The sequence below is a fragment of the Rummeliibacillus sp. TYF005 genome (genome assembly GCF_003844195.1).
GTDB lineage: Bacteria > Bacillota > Bacilli > Bacillales_A > Planococcaceae > Rummeliibacillus.
In genome coordinates, this window is the sequence record NZ_ML122594.1 from 1 (window position 1) to 15,379 (window position 15,379).

The following is a 15,379-nucleotide window of genomic DNA, read 5'->3' on the forward strand; positions in this document are numbered from 1 at the left end:
CGGAAAGAGCTCTTACTACTAATATACGAGAGAGAGTAGAAATGAATTGGAAGGAAGGTTTTGTTGTAACAGTTCATAGATTTAGTTGTAGTAGAATTATGTTCCAAGTAAAAGAACTATTTCTCCCAACTTGAACAAGGAAATACGATTAAAAGTAGAGAATAATAGTATGTGATTAACTTTTTGATTTCAGCAGGGGGATGGGGAAAAGTAATGCAAGAATTTATATATCATATGGTTCCAGCAGACATGAGGGGAGATAAACTTATTTCTCTGAATTCATTGGAAACGGCTCACCCTGAATTATATGAAAAGTACTCTAAAAAATATTTTGATCACCCGGAAAGGGTAAAACTTCTAAGAAGACAAATTCCAAAATTGAATTGTCTATGGAATGATGTTATTCATTTCTCACCTTTACATCCTTATCATGTCTATAACGCTCTTACTGAGTTAGGTATTCAAATTAAGGAGGAACTCAAATTTTATAGAGTACCGATTCAAAACTTAAAAAATAATAAGAATGCTATTTATATGTATTCAAAGGAAACATACAGAGGTCCCAATAATGATATAGATGAAGATGATATTAATTTCATAAATATTAATGATTATAAAGAAATGAAAGAAATCCCTTCAGTGACAGTTGAATATTATAAAGATGAAAAGGAAAAGGGAAATAAATTTGGTCTGTTCGCATTTATCCCGCATTTATTAACCTATGGAGAAGTTGACATAAAAGATGCAGAGATAATTACATGGAACAATCTGTAATAAAGAAATTTTACTTAGAGCAAGAGCAGTCACTTAAAAGTTTTCTCTTTTTTTGCATAAATAAAACAAACTAAAAAATGAGTCCGGTGCAAGACCGAACTCATTACTATTTATATAGAATTTTTTTTCTGGTTTTTCACTTCAAATGAATAAAACATGAGCAGCTTATATCTATTTTGAATGGCCTATAACTTTTATTGTATCTGCCTTCATAGTCGGTACGGAGTTGCTACCACCGATTTTTGTTGTGTAATTCCATTTTTGGCCTAAAGTTCCCCAGATTTCTACAAAATCACTGTCAACAGCATCGGTTGTATTAGGATAATAGACTGCGATGATATCGTCCCAGATACCATAACCTTTATCAGTCAATTGAACTAAAAGAGTTGTCTTCCCGTTGTCTTCCATAGCTTGCATAACGTGGCCTTTAGTAATGTGATATGGCTTCCCAACATATTTATCTTGGGATTTGTTTAACATCCCATATGAGAGTGTATTTTCATTTTTCAGGGCAGTTTCTTTCACTTTTTTCTTAGCTTCTGCAATTTGTTTTTGTACATATGCTTTCTTAGCTAATGCATTATCAATAGTAAGATTCATTGTTTGTTGATCATCATTAGCGGTAAAACTTAACTTGTATGTTGCTGATTGTTCCTTTTTATCAACTGTGCCGCTTAGTAAATAATGATGGTCATCTTTCTTTTTAAGAGTTACATTTGCACCTTTAACGATTTCTGGTGTATAACCATCTTTAACTTCAATTTTAACTAAGAAATCACCGTTTCTATCGGCTTTAGTTTCAGCTTTATCGTAAGTGTAAGCCACAGATTTCTTTTCTTTTTTCTCAACTGTCTTACTAGAAGTAGTCTCATCCTTTTTACTTGAACTGTTTTCAGATGGTGATAGGCTTCCTGCGATAATAATGAGTACTATAGAAATTACAAATAAAATACTAGAATTTCTTAATTTTCGTTTATAATTTTTTTTGCTATTATTCTTTTTCACTGCTAATAAAAGCCCAAAAATTACTACACTGATTATTGATACTACTAATAATAAAACCCCTACAACTCCAAATAATGCATCCAAAAATAAAATTCCTCCTATAAATTGCTATCATATAGCCACTTTTTAATATCTCGAATTCACTATACTAATAGTAACTTATATTAATCGCTTTTCAATAAAAACTTAATTTTTATAACATTTTATAGCTTTTTGAGTACTTTTTTATAATAGAAAGTAATCTATTAATACTACAAATAATTATTATAATTCAAAATACCCCATTATTATGTAACTTGAACGAATTCTTTAGAATTAAAATATTCATTAACTAAAAAATTTGGTTTATAGGGTGTAAAATATCGTCTGAAAACTCCTTTATATAGTATAAGCACAATAAGTTTTTAGTGTGAGATACATCTCATATGTTATTGTGCTCGCTTTACCTAAGAGGCCTCAAAGGTTTAGCAAAAAGGAATAACAAAAATACTATTAAGGGGGAATTATTTATGGTAAATCAATTCGTCATTAGTTCAGGACATGGAAAATATGTACAAGGAGCAATTGGTATTTTAAATGAGGTCACTGAAGCACGTAAAGTCGTAAATCGTGTATATGAGATTTTAACAAACAATTATAATGGAGCTGGCTTCAAGTTCCATGATGATACATCCACAACACAAAGTCAGAACTTATCTACAATCGTAAATTATCATAATAGTAAAACTCGTATTTTGGATATCAGCGTCCATTTTAATGCGGCTACTGCATCCGCAACGGGATCAGAATGTTTATATTATAGCGAGTTAACCTTATCTGCAAAAATGTCAAAAGCCATGGCAAATGCACTAGGCATTACTGATCGTGGAGCAAAAGAGCGTCAAGAGTTATATTTTCTTCGTAATACGTCAAAACCTGCAATACTTTTAGAAGTTTGCTTTGTAACAAGTGAAAAAGATGCCGCTGCTTACCGAGAGAATTTTGAGAGACTATGTCAGGCCATTGCAAAAGTAATAGCTGATAATTTAGGCTATACAAAGAAAGCAGCATCGATTAGTAATGCCACTAGGTAAAGTAAATATTTGAAACACACCAAAAAAGAGTAGCGATTGCTACTCTTTTTTATACAGGCTTATACAAGCTGGTAAAGGGGGTTCATAAAAGTATCTTATGCTTCTGGATAGTCGACATGTAAAGGAGGTAGAATAAGCCATCCTTTTTCTTTACTAAGTTTTAGTAATTTTGCACCCAGTTGTTCTTTTTTCATATGGAATTGAGTGAACATCATGCCAATATCTTCTCTAATCGACATACCGATAGCTTCACTGCATGCTAAAAGGCCAGAGACCATATCTCTTGAAAGAGCAGCACTTATTTCTGGGTCATTAAATCTAGCTCCAGCTGGAATGTCCTCTAATTTCGCATTTGGACGTTCAGGAGGCGCAGGTGGAAGAGCTATGCCATTTACTTTTAAGATAATTTCTAATTGCTCATTCTCTTCTTTGCAACACTGTATAGCATCTTCAATGATTTTGGCTAAATCTTTATCACCAGTATGATTAAAAAATGTTTGATAAGCAGCTATTAATCCGTTGTTTGTTGCGACATTTGTCCATATTGCCATAACTTCACCATAGTGTAATGGTTGATCTTTTGGGTTACCACTTAGAATGCCCATGTTAACACTCCATTTCCTTGTTTTGTTTAACAAGAACAGGATGTGATAAACGTTTGAATATTATACTACAGAAGCATTGTAAGAAATTATTCGAATAAGTAATTAAAGCTACAGTGGAATACATACTTTTTAACTTATTTCTGGATGTTATTTTGTTTTTAATACCACCTCTAACAAACAAAATAATATATAACGAATCGAATAGTGTTTGTCTTATCAGAATATGATATTAAGAAAAATTAATAAACGTAGTGTTAAAAGTTGGAGGTGAATAAACATGCATACCATGATACCTTATTTTTTATTAGGAATTTCTTTAGCTGCTCCTATTGGACCAGTAAAAGCAACATTATTAAACTTAGGAATCAAAAATGGTTTTTTTCATGCTTGGTTTTTTAGTTTAGGAGCAATTGCAACTGATTTAACCTATATGTTTTTAGTATATTTAGGAATTGGACGTTTTATTGAATATCCGTTTATTAAATCGATATTATGGTCTTTTGGCTGCTTTGTTCTTCTGTATACAGGAATAGAAAATTTACTGACTATGCATAAAGTTAAGTTGAATTCTAATTTTAAACGTATTATCCGTCTTAGGCATTCATTTATATCGGGTTTCCTGATAGCGCTTCTAAATCCTTTAACAATTCTGTTCTGGTTGGGTATTTATGGTTCCGTCTTAGTAGGTGGGTCTAATCTAAACACTTTTGAAATCGGAATGTACAGTGTCTGTATTTTGTTAGGCATTCTATTAGTAGATTTCATAATGGCTTCAATTTCAAGTGGATCGCGGAAGATATTATCTTCTAATTTTTTAAATGTAGTATCAGCAGTTTCATCAATTTCTATGATAGGATTTGGTATACATTTTGGGATACTTGCGTATAAATCGTTATTCTAAAGTATTTCTTCCTTAAAAATAATAATGAGCTTTTCCTATTACACATAAATAAAACACTTCTGGACATGATAAATATATTACTAAATCACATAGAGGTGTTTTTATGCAAAATAATAGTGGAAAAGAGGAAAAGGTTAGCGTATTGTGCATAATTAGCTTAGCGTCAATACCACTTGTAATGACACTTGGTAATTCAATGCTTATCCCAGTTCTTCCTATTTTAGAAAAGAAGGTAGACATCTCTTCATTTCAATCAAGCATGATCATTACAAGTTACTCAATTGCTGCTATTTTACTTATACCTGTCGCCGGTTATTTGTCAGATCGATTTGGACGGAAAATTGTTATATTACCTAGTTTAATCTTAGCATTTATCGGGGGTCTTATTTCTGCATTTGCATCCTGGAAACTGGATAGTCCTTACTTTGTAATTATAATTGGTCGTATTTTACAGGGGATTGGCGCTGCAGGTGCAATGCCAATTGTTATGCCATTAATAGGTGACCTTTACAAGGGCGATGATGAAAAAACAAGTGCAAGTCTTGGGATTATCGAAACTTCTAATACATTTGGCAAAGTGTTAAGCCCAATCCTGGGTGCTGCATTTGCAGCTTTTTTATGGTTTCTCCCTTTTTTCTCTATCTCCATATTTAGCCTAATATCAATCCTTTTGGTTATCTTTTTTGTTAAGTCCCCAAAAGAAAAAGCTCCTCCAGTCGCATTTAAGGATTTTGTTCAAAGAGTCAAAAAGACTTTTAAAGAAGAAGGAAAATGGTTATTTGTAGTCTTCTTAAATGGAATTTATGTGATGCTTGTTTTATTCGGTATGTTGTTTTTCTTATCAGAGAACCTTGAAAAAGCACATGATATAAAAGGAGTAAAAAAAGGTTTTGTCCTAGCCATTCCACTATTAATGTTATGTATTGCTTCTTTTGTTACGGGGCGAAAAATAAAAGGCGATCTAAAAGCCATTAAGAGAATGATACTGATTTCTTTAGTGATTACTTCAATTAGTATTGTGTTTGTAGGGTTTTTAAAAGAAAATTTAATATTTCTTTTAGTTGTAACAAGTATCGCAGGTATTGCGTTAGGAGCTCTACTCCCAGTGCTTGATGCAATCATTACTGAAAATATAAGAAAAGAGGAGAGGGGTACAGTTACTTCTTTCTACAGTTCAGCACGATTTATCGGAGTAGCAGCAGGGCCGCCGATTATGTCGCTTTTAATGAAAAATAATTTAAATGCATTTTATATTGCTTCATGTGTTTTAGGGATTATACTTTTATTTTTAGTTTTAAAGTTTATTGATATTCAAGCAATTGGTCAACAAGCAAAAGCGAATGCAAAATAATCAAAAAGACCGATTACAAATGGATCGGTCTTTTATTTATACTTTAATTAATAGCAATACATATGTAAGGAAAAAACTTGAAAATACTTAAGATGGGATAAGGGTATGTATTTTCCTGCTAATCATTATCCTATACGAAATTTTTGGGGAATCATATATTGTATGTAGATGGGCTTATGAAGAAACAGAAAGGACTGAAATTATATGACAAAAAAATTCGTAATCAGTTCAGGGCATGGTGCTAAAGTTCCCGGAGCATCTGGGATATTAAATGAACATGAAGAAGCGAAAAAGGTTGTAAATCGAGTCTTCTCTATTCTGACTAATAATTACAATGGCTCAGGTTATAAATATCATGAAAAAACAGCAACATCACAAGATCAAAACTTGGCGAATATCGTGAATCACCATAATAGTAAGTCGCGTTCATTGGATATTAGTGTACATTTTAATAGTGCAAGTGCGTCTGCGACGGGGTCGGAATGTTTATATTATGATGAGAAATCATTGTCTAAGAAGATGTCAAAAGCAATGGCTGATGCACTCGGAATTTTAGATCGTGGTGCAAAAGAACGTAAAGAATTGTACTTCTTACGTAAAACGGTAAAACCAGCTATTCTTTTAGAGGTTTGCTTCGTTACTAGCGAGAAAGACGCTAAGGCGTATAGAGAAAATTTTGAAGGTTTGTGTCAAGCAATTGCCAAAGTTATTGCTGATAAATTAGATTACAAGAAAAAAGAAAGCAAGCCTAAGAAATCAGAATATTACACAGAGGGTAACGGCTTATATCGTATAAAGAAGAAATGTTGGGCATACAGCAAACTTAAGTTCGATAAGAAAAATCGTGTGGAAGTTTGTCCTGAAAATACAGTTTATACAATTGTTGATATTGTAAAATACGGTTTGGTGTATCGTTTGAAAACAAAATCAGGTTTGTATATTACTGCAAAAAAAGCATTTGTTGAGAAAGTATAAAGCCCTACCAAAAATAACATCTTTTTCATTATTAAACTAGACCGGATTATCGACAAAAACTGGTATTTATTTCCTCAAAGTGCTGTTACTCTTATTTATCCACAAACTATGGTATAATGAATATGTTGTTATTATTTTAAAGGGGAGATAAACATGCTAACTAAAATTAAAAAAGTTAAGTTTCAACCCGAATTTAAAGATCCAGTTTATGAGGTAATCCTAGATTGCCCAAAGGAAAATAAACTTTACATTAAATTTGATTATAAATACAAAAATCAAACTTTTAAGCCTTCTCTAGTTAATTATAATAAGGAAAACAAGGGAACAAAACTTGCTTGGTACACACAAAAAGTTGAGAAAATGACCGTTCAAGAGTTTTTAAGTCAGATTGCTCGAAAAATAAATAAAAAATACAATTTCAAGTTCAAAGAAACACTTTAATGTTATTAAGCACATCCACAGCGGATGTGTTTTTTTAATTGTATAAAATTTTTTTATTTTCAAATTTCATTAGACAAATTGGTATCTGTAGTGTATAATAAAATCAATAAGAACCTCAATAGAGGAAAAGTTAAATTCACGTGTTACAAAGAGTGATCGTGTATTTTCGGTACTTTTTGTAATATGTGAATTTTTTCTTTTGAAAATCTTATATATTAATTTATTAAATGGAGGTCATTTAAATGACACAAGGTACAGTAAAATGGTTTAACGCAGAAAAAGGTTTCGGTTTTATCGAAGTTGAAGGCGGAGCAGACGTATTCGCTCACTTCTCAGCAATCCAAGGCGAAGGTTTCAAATCTTTAGACGAAGGTCAAAAAGTTCAATTTGACGTTGAAGATGGTCAACGCGGACCACAAGCTGCAAACATCGTAAAACTTTAATTTTTAACGAAATTTCAAAAAGAGGAATCCTTATAATAGGGTTCCTCTTTTTTGTGGTTAGTTTTTTTAAAATACGCAAAAGATTTTAGAGTAAAGTAAAATAATATAAATGGTAAAATACATAATTATAAAGGGGGAGCAAATATGCTTATTCGTAAACTAAATATTGATGAAGAGCCGCCAATGGATTTGTTATTGTTAGCTGACCCCTCAAGAAAGATTGTTGAGGAATATTTACAAAGGGGACAATGCTTTGTAGCTGAAAGTAATGGTCAAATAATCGGGTGCTATGTATTACTGAAAACAAGACCTGAAACGGTGGAATTAGTAAATATTGCAGTAGAGGAAACTTTGCATGGTAAAGGGTTAGGCAGAAAATTAGTGATGAATGCCCTTGAAGTAGCTAAGTCAAAAGGTTACAAAACTATAGAAATAGGTACTGGAAATTCAAGCATCAAACAATTGGCCCTATATCAAAAATGTGGGTTTAGAATTACTGGCGTCGATATAGACTTTTTCACCAAGCACTACACAGAAGAAATCTTCGAAAACGGCATCCAGTGTAGGGGTATGATTCGATTATCTCAAGGTTTGTAAATTTTAAAAAATTTATTCATTGTTAGAAAACAGAATAAAATAAACATCAAGTAGTAGTTGGCCAGAGCCTTTTGATTTATAGAAAAAATAGAGCCACTCTAAAATAGAACAGGATATTTTTACTTTATGACCGAAGTAATAATAAATCCATCTAAATTATCACCAGACACTACAAATTTTGCTGTATCAGGGATTTTTGCTTGATTGGTATTTTCAACATACTGAACAAAATATTTCACACCATCTACCTTGGTTGTGTAGTCTTTTTTATCTTTTAAAAATTTTATATATTCTTCTAAAGACATGTCCTTTTGTTTCATCATGACACTATGTGGCAATCCAACATAGCGGAAATGCCACGGCTCAAATGCAATACCTGTGATGTCTACTTTATTTTCTGGATAGCGTAATATAAACCCGAAATCAGTCGCATGTTCTTCTAGCCATTTGCCTTCCTTCGTTTTATCCATAGTCCCTTGGGTAGAACCAATATCAATTGATAATCCGGTTTGATGTTCACTAGAACCAGAAGGCAATGCATATTCAGCACCCTTTTGTTCGTAAAGTTGTTGCTGTAGTTTACCGCTACGGTATGAGCTATTGATTTTGAAATGTTGAACCCCATCTTCTTGTGCCGCTTCAAACATCTGTTTTAATGGTTCGACTAAATCTTGTTGGACCTTATATTCTGAATCGATTAAAACGTTTTCTGTTAAATCCTTTGGAATTATTGTTAAGTTTGTTGGATCCTGTTGGAGCTTAGAATTTTTATTGATTAATATTAAATCACCATTGTAAAGTGACTTGTCTTCTAGTGAAATTTCCTGATCTAATTTTGGGGAATCATTTATAAAGAATTGATAACAAAATATGATGATAAAAAGTGCTATGATTATTTTTTTCAACATGCTCGCTCCTTTACTAATAGTTTCTAGTATAATAAGTAAATCTTAAAAAATAGTGGTGTAAATCTTAAGTTTTTCTTAAATTGAATCATAGGGGAGTACATTTTTTTGTACTTCGCTATTTGTCAGAATATACAAAAATATGAGAAGAGGTATATGATGAGTGTTCATAATATAGTAAATGACTTGTTCTACCTATTAAATACACGCTCGTTAAAAGAACGCCCTTTCATAGTGGCGATTGATGGATTAAGTGGAGCGGGTAAAACAACAATGGTAAAAGAACTAGAAGACAGCTTAAAAAGTAAATGCAATGTTACCATTATTCATATGGATGATCACATAGTGGAAAATAACAAAAGATATAATACTGGGCACGATGAATGGTATGAATATTACTATTTGCAATGGGATATAGAATGGATAAAAAATAATTTATTAAAGAAAATACATCGTAACTATACAAAAATTTCCTTGCCTTATTATGAAAAGGAATCTAATAATACTACACTTAAAGAAATTACAATATCATCTGATTCCATCATACTAATTGAAGGGATATTTCTACAAAGAAAAGAATGGATATCTTTTTATGACTATATAATATTTTTGGATTGCCCAAGAGAAATAAGGTATGAAAGGGTTCTTAATCGAGGCTTATATATTGGAGACTTACAAACAAGATTAAATAAGTACAAAAGAAGGTATTGGTTAGGGGAAGAGCATTATTTAAAAATGGAAAACCCAATTGAAAAGGCAGATAAAATAATAAATACGAATTAATGTGTGTGAAATATAAGCTGAAAAACATAGTTGCTGGCCAGTGTTACTCGTAAAATCATCATTTTTAATACCTAATGCAATTGAATGGACACTATGTGCAGATAGATAGTACTGTATTAGTTAGAAATTTTATAAAAAACGATTAGGAACACCATTTATAAATGCTAATGAAATGTGAAGATAAAGCTTGAAAATGAGTAAAAAAACGTGGCAATAACAAGTATTTATTAACATTACATAGTATATTGTAATATATGAATTAGAAGAATAATTATAATAATGGCTTATTTGAACTAATCCTTTCTTATATGAACAGAACGTTAGCTTTTAGTTCAATATATTCTAAAAATGAAGGAGTTTATATATGAAGATTTCAATGAATGATTACATAAGTATATTGATTCATCAAACAGACTTAACTTTAACAAGCTTTATTAAAGCAAAATTAGCCCCCTTAAATATTGCACCTGAACAAAACTTAATTTTGATACTTTTATGGGAAAAAGATGGATTAAGTCAAAATGAAATAGCTAAAAGACTTAATAAAGATAAAACGAATATTGCTCGTATGATTGGTAGTTTAGAAAAGAAAGAATTAATCAGCCGAAAAGTCAATGAAAAAGATTGTCGATCATTCAATGTGTATCTTACTGAAAAGGGTATTAGTTTAGGTGAGAAGGTTTATCCAATTACTGAGGAATTCAATCGTATAGTCTGTTCAGGAATAACTCATGAAGAACTACAAATGGTAAATAATATACTATTAAAAATGCAACGAAATGTAGATTCAAATAAGGATAAGTAAAAAAACTTGCAATGATTAGGAGTTTCTATTAAAATTAAGAACGTTGTATTAGTTGCTATAGCAACTAAATGAAAAATTTGGAGGTTTTTATAATGGAAGCTATCGGTCTATTAATAATACGCGTAATCATTGGACTATATTTTGCAGCTCATGGTACACAGAAAGCATTTGGATGGTTCGGAGGTGGCGGACCTGCTGGAACAGGTGCATTTTTTGAACAAATAGGTATTAAACCAGGAAAACCAATGGCATTATTAGCAGGCTTTGGTGAATTAGTTGGCGGAATACTTTTCTTATTAGGATTCCTTACACCTTTGGCTGCACTTTTTATCATTGTACCAATGATCATTGCCATTGTAACCGTGCATGGAAAAAATGGTCTTTTCGCTGATAAGGGTGGAATTGAGTATAATGTTGTATTAATTGCTGTTGCACTAGGATTTGCTTTAGCAGGTGCCGGTTCTATTTCTTTAGATGCACTTTATGACATTAAGTTTTGGTAATTGAAAATTTAATATGTTTACAAAAAGTCAACAGTTCATTTTGAACTGTTGACTTTTTGTATATATAAATTGTGCTATTGAGTATATTTTAGGAAATAATGTATGATAAAGTTAATGTGAATTTACATATTGAAATTATTTTACTGATAACTTGAGAATTATAAATTTGAAGCTACAAATAAGATCAAAAAATTATAAGAGAAGAATGGGTTAGGGGAATGGCATTATTTAAAAATGGAAAACCCAATTGAAAAGGCAGATAAAAGAATAAAAACTACTTCGTAATGTTTATTTGAGAAGAGAATTGGAAGTGAGAAAAAAATGAAAAAAAGAAAAAGATTACTAATTAGCATTTCTTTTATGATTGTAGTGATAATCGCTATAACTATTTCCCAAAGAGTAATATTACATTTAGCGTATTCTTTCCCAACTCATGCTAAGGACCAAAAGTTAGTCAAAAATATGCCTGCTAAATCAGAATCATTAAATACTAATGGTAAATATCTTATTGCCTTTTCTGAGTTAGGCAATACCTCTTCAAAAAAATCAGGTACCATCTATGTAATGGATAAAAATGGTAATTTTATTTCACAAAGCAAAAAATTGAACATGCTTGAACCAATTGGCATGGTGAATAATGGTAAGAAAGCTTATGTTGTAAGTAATAGGTCTGCAGGTCGTTATCAAATAGATTTGCATTCTGGGAAAATTGAATCTATTAATACTACAAATTTAAATACTAGTCACTCATTCTCCCTATATTCAAATAAAAGTTATGTTATTTACGATGTTGCAAATAATTTAGATGAAGGACAGACCTTGGTTTACTGGAAAGTAAATAAACCTCATAAAAAAGAAACATTAGTGATTCCTCATGGTTTCGTACATGCAATTTATATTGAAAAAGATATTGCATACATTACTACAGAAGATCCTGACGCTGTAGTTTATATTCATCGGTGTAATTTAAGAACTGGAAAAGTTTTATCTACAAAAAAATTACATTCACTAGATGAGCAACATAATAGATCAGGTTTACCAAGTAATCCTTCAATGATTTTATATAACGATAATTTATATTATGCAATAAGTGGTGGACATAACAGTAACAAAGAAAATGGTAAAATTTTAGTTATTAATCCCAAAAGTTTAAATGCTATTAAAAAAATTAATATTCCTGACAAGTATTTTAGACCAGACTCTTTTGATATAGTCGATGGACGCTTAGTTATATTAGATGATTATAATTATGCTTATAAAATGGATAGAAAAGGTCACTTTGAAAAATTGAAATTTAATATGACTAAAAAGCAAAGAGATTTTTTGTCAAATAATATAACGTTTACAGAGGGGATAGAAGTTAAAAATCATATAGCATATATTCAAACGACTTATAGGGTTAGAGATGAAGAAAAAGACAAAACTCGAGGCGAAATAAATGCGTTTGATTTAAAGACTGGAAAACACTTATCTAGAACAATCATAAAAAGACCATTATCAAACTATCTAATAAATACATTCACTGTACTAGATTATTAGACGTAAATATTATATTTGTTTTTTATGATAATATTTGGTAAAATTTATATAAAAATGAAATTATATAGATGTAGCTACTGAAAACTCACAGACAAAACTATACATTTTTCTTAGACTAGAGGGGTAAAAAGTTTGAAAGAATTAGATGAGAAAATTATATTCTTACGTGAGGCTTTGTTTAATTCTTGGTCAATCGAAACAAGTTCTAAATGGACAAAGCAAAATCCTGCAAAAGGTCAATGTGGTGTAACAGCATTGGTTGTAAATGACTTATTAGATGGACAAATTATTAAAACAAAGGTAGAAAAAAGTTGGCATTATTATAATTATATTTATGGTAAGAGATATGATTTTACGGATTCTCAATTTGAAACTTCAATAACAGTATGATGATCTATTATCTAGTCGAAGTGAAGCATTTCTCGATACAAATGAAACACAATATAGAACATTAAAGAATTCAGTTTTGAAAAAAATAAAAGAAAACGAAGTGATTTGGGAAAGGAGTTAGATGGAATGGCAACATGTAAGCATTGCGGTCATAAATGGGGTTGGAAGGAAACAATTGCTCAATTGTTTTCATTTAAGCGAAAGTTAAAATGTACTAACTGTCATACCAATCAATATATTTCAGTAAAATCAAGAAACCAGTTAAGTATTGTAGGGATATTGATTTCTCTCATCTTTGTCCCCCTTATATCATTTGGAGTTCCTTTGCGATATATCATAACTTCAGAGATATTGATTTATGTTTTTTATATTGGATTAATCCCGTTTTTAATAAAGTTAAGCGATCAAGAGGAAGTATTTTGGTGAAAAATCTATTAGCAAAAATAAATTTAAACAATCAAAAACGCATCCATGAGATGCGTTTTTTTGATTGTTTGATATACTTTAGAAACAAAAATGATGATCTACAATTTATTAGCGTAATTGTTTAGTTGAATAGACATTTTTTGAATATCTTTTATAAAGTCGGAAACTCCTTCTATAGAGGTTGATTGTTCACGTTCCACTGTGGATATTTGTTCTATAGATTTCCCCATCTGTTCTGTAACATCTTTAATCCTCGTTAGAGTTTCTTTAATATGTTGAGTGGATTTAACTGTTTCTTTTGAGAATTTTCTTATTTCATTTGCTACAACTTCAAAGCCTTTTCCTTTTTCTCCAGCACGTGCTGCTTCGATAGCTGCATTTAGACCAAGTAAATTTGTTTGGTCTGCCACACTTTTAATCACTTTTAGAACGTCGTCGGTTTGTTTTATTTCTTTGCCTGCGTGCTGAGATTGTGTCAATAGTTGTTGTGAAACTTCAGCAAGTGAACGAGAGCCTTCAGTAATTGTATTAATTTGTGTATTTGCTTCCATTAAAGATTTTGAAATTTGATTGATAATTACCTTAAGTTCTGTTTGTTTTCGGATTTGTATAGCTATTCCACCAATCACTTTTCCTGTTTGATCGTGTAATGGCAGCGCAGTTCCAGTAAACTCGTAACCATAAAACTCAGCTGGTACATCATCTTGGAGTCGTATGTTTTTCTTTAGAGCTACTAATAATGGTTCTTGAGGATTCAATGGTTGTCCAGCTTTAATATGTAAATCAATAGTCTCTCCAGGAAAATAAGCAATAAATTTTTCTAAATCACAGATAGCAATTGATAGGTCTGCAGGTATGGCAGATTTGTATATACTCACAGTTGAGATGAATTTTTCTAGTGAATCAATTTTGTTAATCATCGTTCTGTCCCTCAATTCCATTGTATTATAATAGTTACTATTATATCACTATATAGAAAAAATATGCAGATAAACAATATAATATAAACGCAATACACTGCTTCTTTGATATTCTAGTTATTTTCTTTTAAAACTCAAAAAGAGCTGGTTAATTCATTGGTAAAACTGTTTCGTATAAAGGCTTTATCTATCATGGCGAAAAGCATGAATTAGGTAAAAATTAAGTATTTGTATTACGTTTTGGAGTTATTCACTGTATTGCAGATGCTGGGGTTTATGGTTGTTCAATTACCTGATGGTCAACATTTAAAAAATGATCAATGGGTGAATGTAGAAGGTAAGCTCTCCACAATTTATTATCAACCCTTTAAAGCAAACTTTCCGTATTTAAAAGTAACAAAGATCAATCAAATAGAAAGACCAGACGAGTCCTATACTTTTAGAGGGTATGATAATCCAAACATAAAAAAACAAAAATAAATATAAATCTTCATTTTTGAAACGGTTGTTCTAATGAGCAACCGTTTTACTTTTTTGAAAAGTTTCATAAAGTTCAATGTTTTCTAAGAGAAGCTCTTTTGATGTTGTTTGCAAAAATTCTTTAGCAGCGTTTTCCAAAGTGTCTTTATCAGTGGGGGATATTTGTATTTTTTGTTTTTCAAGCGGATGCATTTGAAAATCACCTCTTTTCCATTATAAGAACATTTGTTCTTTTTGACAATAGAATTATTCAGAAAATTTAGCTTTAATTAATGTAAACGGTCTCATCTAGCAAAAGAATTATTATGTCAAATATCTGACACAATTAAGAAATAAAATAGAACAAAAGACTAGATGTAAGAAGTCTGACGTTATACTATAGAGGTGTAATCAAATTGTATATAATAATAAATTTCATATATATATTAATAGAAAAGCCCAGGGGTGAAATGTCAATCATAAA

19 protein-coding genes and 1 pseudogene are annotated in these 15,379 nt (G+C 31.0%); 15 read left to right on the forward strand and 5 right to left on the reverse strand.

The features are described from left to right. The first annotated feature begins 213 nt into the window (after positions 1-213). The gene (locus tag CW357_RS16505; protein ID WP_124218630.1) at positions 214-774 is read left to right on the forward strand and encodes a group-specific protein; all 561 of its coding nucleotides are present in this window, start codon (positions 214-216) and stop codon (positions 772-774) included. A 171-nt stretch (positions 775-945) separates the two neighbouring features. Here the strand turns inward: CW357_RS16505 and CW357_RS16510 are convergent, their stop codons facing one another. Next, positions 946-1,863: a hypothetical protein gene (locus CW357_RS16510; protein ID WP_119417349.1), complete on the reverse strand. Its 918-nt coding sequence runs from the start codon at positions 1,861-1,863 to the stop codon at positions 946-948. Between the two features lie 425 nt (positions 1,864-2,288). Here CW357_RS16510 and CW357_RS16515 point away from each other — a divergent pair, with 425 nt between their 5' ends. Further along, the gene (locus CW357_RS16515) at positions 2,289-2,852 is read left to right on the forward strand and encodes an N-acetylmuramoyl-L-alanine amidase (RefSeq protein ID WP_158582429.1); all 564 of its coding nucleotides are present in this window, start codon (positions 2,289-2,291) and stop codon (positions 2,850-2,852) included. Positions 2,853-2,947: 95 nt separating this feature from the next. Here the strand turns inward: CW357_RS16515 and CW357_RS16520 are convergent, their stop codons facing one another. Next, positions 2,948-3,457, reverse strand: coding sequence for a DUF3231 family protein (locus tag CW357_RS16520; RefSeq protein WP_124218618.1), 510 nt, complete (start codon positions 3,455-3,457; stop codon positions 2,948-2,950). A 277-nt stretch (positions 3,458-3,734) separates the two neighbouring features. Between CW357_RS16520 and CW357_RS16525 the strand changes: the two genes are divergently transcribed. The 6 genes from CW357_RS16525 (at position 3,735) to CW357_RS16550 (ending at position 8,165) form a co-directional block, all read left to right on the forward strand. Continuing rightward, the gene (locus tag CW357_RS16525; protein WP_119417346.1) at positions 3,735-4,358 is read left to right on the forward strand and encodes a LysE family transporter; all 624 of its coding nucleotides are present in this window, start codon (positions 3,735-3,737) and stop codon (positions 4,356-4,358) included. A 103-nt stretch (positions 4,359-4,461) separates the two neighbouring features. Continuing rightward, positions 4,462-5,709, forward strand: coding sequence for an MFS transporter (locus CW357_RS16530; protein WP_124218619.1), 1,248 nt, complete (start codon positions 4,462-4,464; stop codon positions 5,707-5,709). A gap of 204 nt (positions 5,710-5,913) precedes the next feature. Next, positions 5,914-6,684: an N-acetylmuramoyl-L-alanine amidase gene (locus CW357_RS16535; protein ID WP_119417344.1), complete on the forward strand. Its 771-nt coding sequence runs from the start codon at positions 5,914-5,916 to the stop codon at positions 6,682-6,684. A 153-nt stretch (positions 6,685-6,837) separates the two neighbouring features. Then, positions 6,838-7,125, forward strand: a complete 288-nt coding sequence (locus tag CW357_RS16540) for a hypothetical protein (RefSeq protein WP_124218620.1) — start codon at positions 6,838-6,840, stop codon at positions 7,123-7,125. Between the two features lie 242 nt (positions 7,126-7,367). Continuing rightward, positions 7,368-7,568: a cold-shock protein gene (locus CW357_RS16545; protein ID WP_119417414.1), complete on the forward strand. Its 201-nt coding sequence runs from the start codon at positions 7,368-7,370 to the stop codon at positions 7,566-7,568. A 144-nt stretch (positions 7,569-7,712) separates the two neighbouring features. Beyond that, positions 7,713-8,165, forward strand: a complete 453-nt coding sequence (locus tag CW357_RS16550; protein ID WP_124218621.1) for a GNAT family N-acetyltransferase — start codon at positions 7,713-7,715, stop codon at positions 8,163-8,165. A 119-nt stretch (positions 8,166-8,284) separates the two neighbouring features. Here the strand turns inward: CW357_RS16550 and CW357_RS16555 are convergent, their stop codons facing one another. Then, positions 8,285-9,073, reverse strand: a complete 789-nt coding sequence (locus CW357_RS16555) for a M15 family metallopeptidase (protein WP_241155161.1) — start codon at positions 9,071-9,073, stop codon at positions 8,285-8,287. A gap of 156 nt (positions 9,074-9,229) precedes the next feature. On the opposite strand from CW357_RS16555, the gene CW357_RS16560 reads away from it, so the two are divergent. The 6 genes and pseudogenes from CW357_RS16560 (at position 9,230) to CW357_RS18950 (ending at position 13,516) form a co-directional block, all read left to right on the forward strand. After that, a complete protein-coding gene (locus CW357_RS16560; protein ID WP_124218623.1) occupies positions 9,230-9,853 on the forward strand; it encodes a kinase in 624 nt (207 codons plus the stop codon). A 364-nt stretch (positions 9,854-10,217) separates the two neighbouring features. Beyond that, entirely contained in the window at positions 10,218-10,658 is a 441-nt protein-coding gene (locus CW357_RS16565) for a MarR family winged helix-turn-helix transcriptional regulator (protein ID WP_124218624.1), read from the forward strand. Between the two features lie 92 nt (positions 10,659-10,750). After that, positions 10,751-11,161 carry a DoxX family protein gene (locus CW357_RS16570; protein WP_124218625.1) on the forward strand — a complete coding sequence of 137 codons (411 nt, stop codon included), beginning with the start codon at positions 10,751-10,753 and terminating at the stop codon, positions 11,159-11,161. Between the two features lie 321 nt (positions 11,162-11,482). Beyond that, positions 11,483-12,700: a YncE family protein gene (locus tag CW357_RS16575; protein ID WP_124218626.1), complete on the forward strand. Its 1,218-nt coding sequence runs from the start codon at positions 11,483-11,485 to the stop codon at positions 12,698-12,700. Positions 12,701-12,832: 132 nt separating this feature from the next. Next, positions 12,833-13,211, forward strand: a pseudogene (locus tag CW357_RS16580) (hypothetical protein). 5 nt (positions 13,212-13,216) lie between these two features. Beyond that, positions 13,217-13,516, forward strand: coding sequence for a TIGR04104 family putative zinc finger protein (locus CW357_RS18950; protein WP_124218627.1), 300 nt, complete (start codon positions 13,217-13,219; stop codon positions 13,514-13,516). A gap of 98 nt (positions 13,517-13,614) precedes the next feature. Here the strand turns inward: CW357_RS18950 and CW357_RS18810 are convergent, their stop codons facing one another. After that, complete coding sequence (locus tag CW357_RS18810; protein WP_371684370.1) at positions 13,615-14,457, reverse strand: methyl-accepting chemotaxis protein; 843 nt, start codon at positions 14,455-14,457, stop codon at positions 13,615-13,617. Positions 14,458-14,712: 255 nt separating this feature from the next. Between CW357_RS18810 and CW357_RS16595 the strand changes: the two genes are divergently transcribed. Further along, positions 14,713-14,916 (forward strand): TIGR03943 family putative permease subunit, encoded by a 204-nt coding sequence (locus CW357_RS16595; RefSeq protein ID WP_124218629.1) that lies wholly within the window; start codon positions 14,713-14,715, stop codon positions 14,914-14,916. A gap of 30 nt (positions 14,917-14,946) precedes the next feature. On the opposite strand, the gene CW357_RS18385 is transcribed toward CW357_RS16595, so the two are convergent. After that, positions 14,947-15,108 carry a hypothetical protein gene (locus tag CW357_RS18385; protein ID WP_164489631.1) on the reverse strand — a complete coding sequence of 54 codons (162 nt, stop codon included), beginning with the start codon at positions 15,106-15,108 and terminating at the stop codon, positions 14,947-14,949. Between the last annotated feature and the right edge of the window lie 271 nt (positions 15,109-15,379).

Excerpts from the sequence above, each read along its gene's own strand:
- CW357_RS16505 (WP_124218630.1), top strand. The coding sequence starts at position 214 with ATGCAAGAATTTATATATCATATGGTTCCAGCAGACATGAGGGGAGAT.
- CW357_RS16515 (WP_158582429.1), top strand. The coding sequence starts at position 2,289 with ATGGTAAATCAATTCGTCATTAGTTCAGGACATGGAAAATATGTACAA.
- CW357_RS16520 (WP_124218618.1), bottom strand. The coding sequence starts at position 3,457 with ATGGGCATTCTAAGTGGTAACCCAAAAGATCAACCATTACACTATGGT.
- CW357_RS16525 (WP_119417346.1), top strand. The coding sequence starts at position 3,735 with ATGCATACCATGATACCTTATTTTTTATTAGGAATTTCTTTAGCTGCT.
- CW357_RS16530 (WP_124218619.1), top strand. The coding sequence starts at position 4,462 with ATGCAAAATAATAGTGGAAAAGAGGAAAAGGTTAGCGTATTGTGCATA.
- CW357_RS16535 (WP_119417344.1), top strand. The coding sequence starts at position 5,914 with ATGACAAAAAAATTCGTAATCAGTTCAGGGCATGGTGCTAAAGTTCCC.
- CW357_RS16540 (WP_124218620.1), top strand. The coding sequence starts at position 6,838 with ATGCTAACTAAAATTAAAAAAGTTAAGTTTCAACCCGAATTTAAAGAT.
- CW357_RS16545 (WP_119417414.1), top strand. The coding sequence starts at position 7,368 with ATGACACAAGGTACAGTAAAATGGTTTAACGCAGAAAAAGGTTTCGGT.
- CW357_RS16550 (WP_124218621.1), top strand. The coding sequence starts at position 7,713 with ATGCTTATTCGTAAACTAAATATTGATGAAGAGCCGCCAATGGATTTG.
- CW357_RS16555 (WP_241155161.1), bottom strand. The coding sequence starts at position 9,073 with ATGTTGAAAAAAATAATCATAGCACTTTTTATCATCATATTTTGTTAT.
- CW357_RS16560 (WP_124218623.1), top strand. The coding sequence starts at position 9,230 with ATGAGTGTTCATAATATAGTAAATGACTTGTTCTACCTATTAAATACA.
- CW357_RS16565 (WP_124218624.1), top strand. The coding sequence starts at position 10,218 with ATGAAGATTTCAATGAATGATTACATAAGTATATTGATTCATCAAACA.
- CW357_RS16570 (WP_124218625.1), top strand. The coding sequence starts at position 10,751 with ATGGAAGCTATCGGTCTATTAATAATACGCGTAATCATTGGACTATAT.
- CW357_RS16575 (WP_124218626.1), top strand. The coding sequence starts at position 11,483 with ATGAAAAAAAGAAAAAGATTACTAATTAGCATTTCTTTTATGATTGTA.
- CW357_RS18950 (WP_124218627.1), top strand. The coding sequence starts at position 13,217 with ATGGCAACATGTAAGCATTGCGGTCATAAATGGGGTTGGAAGGAAACA.
- CW357_RS18810 (WP_371684370.1), bottom strand. The coding sequence starts at position 14,457 with ATGGAATTGAGGGACAGAACGATGATTAACAAAATTGATTCACTAGAA.
- CW357_RS16595 (WP_124218629.1), top strand. The coding sequence starts at position 14,713 with ATGGTTGTTCAATTACCTGATGGTCAACATTTAAAAAATGATCAATGG.
- CW357_RS18385 (WP_164489631.1), bottom strand. The coding sequence starts at position 15,108 with ATGCATCCGCTTGAAAAACAAAAAATACAAATATCCCCCACTGATAAA.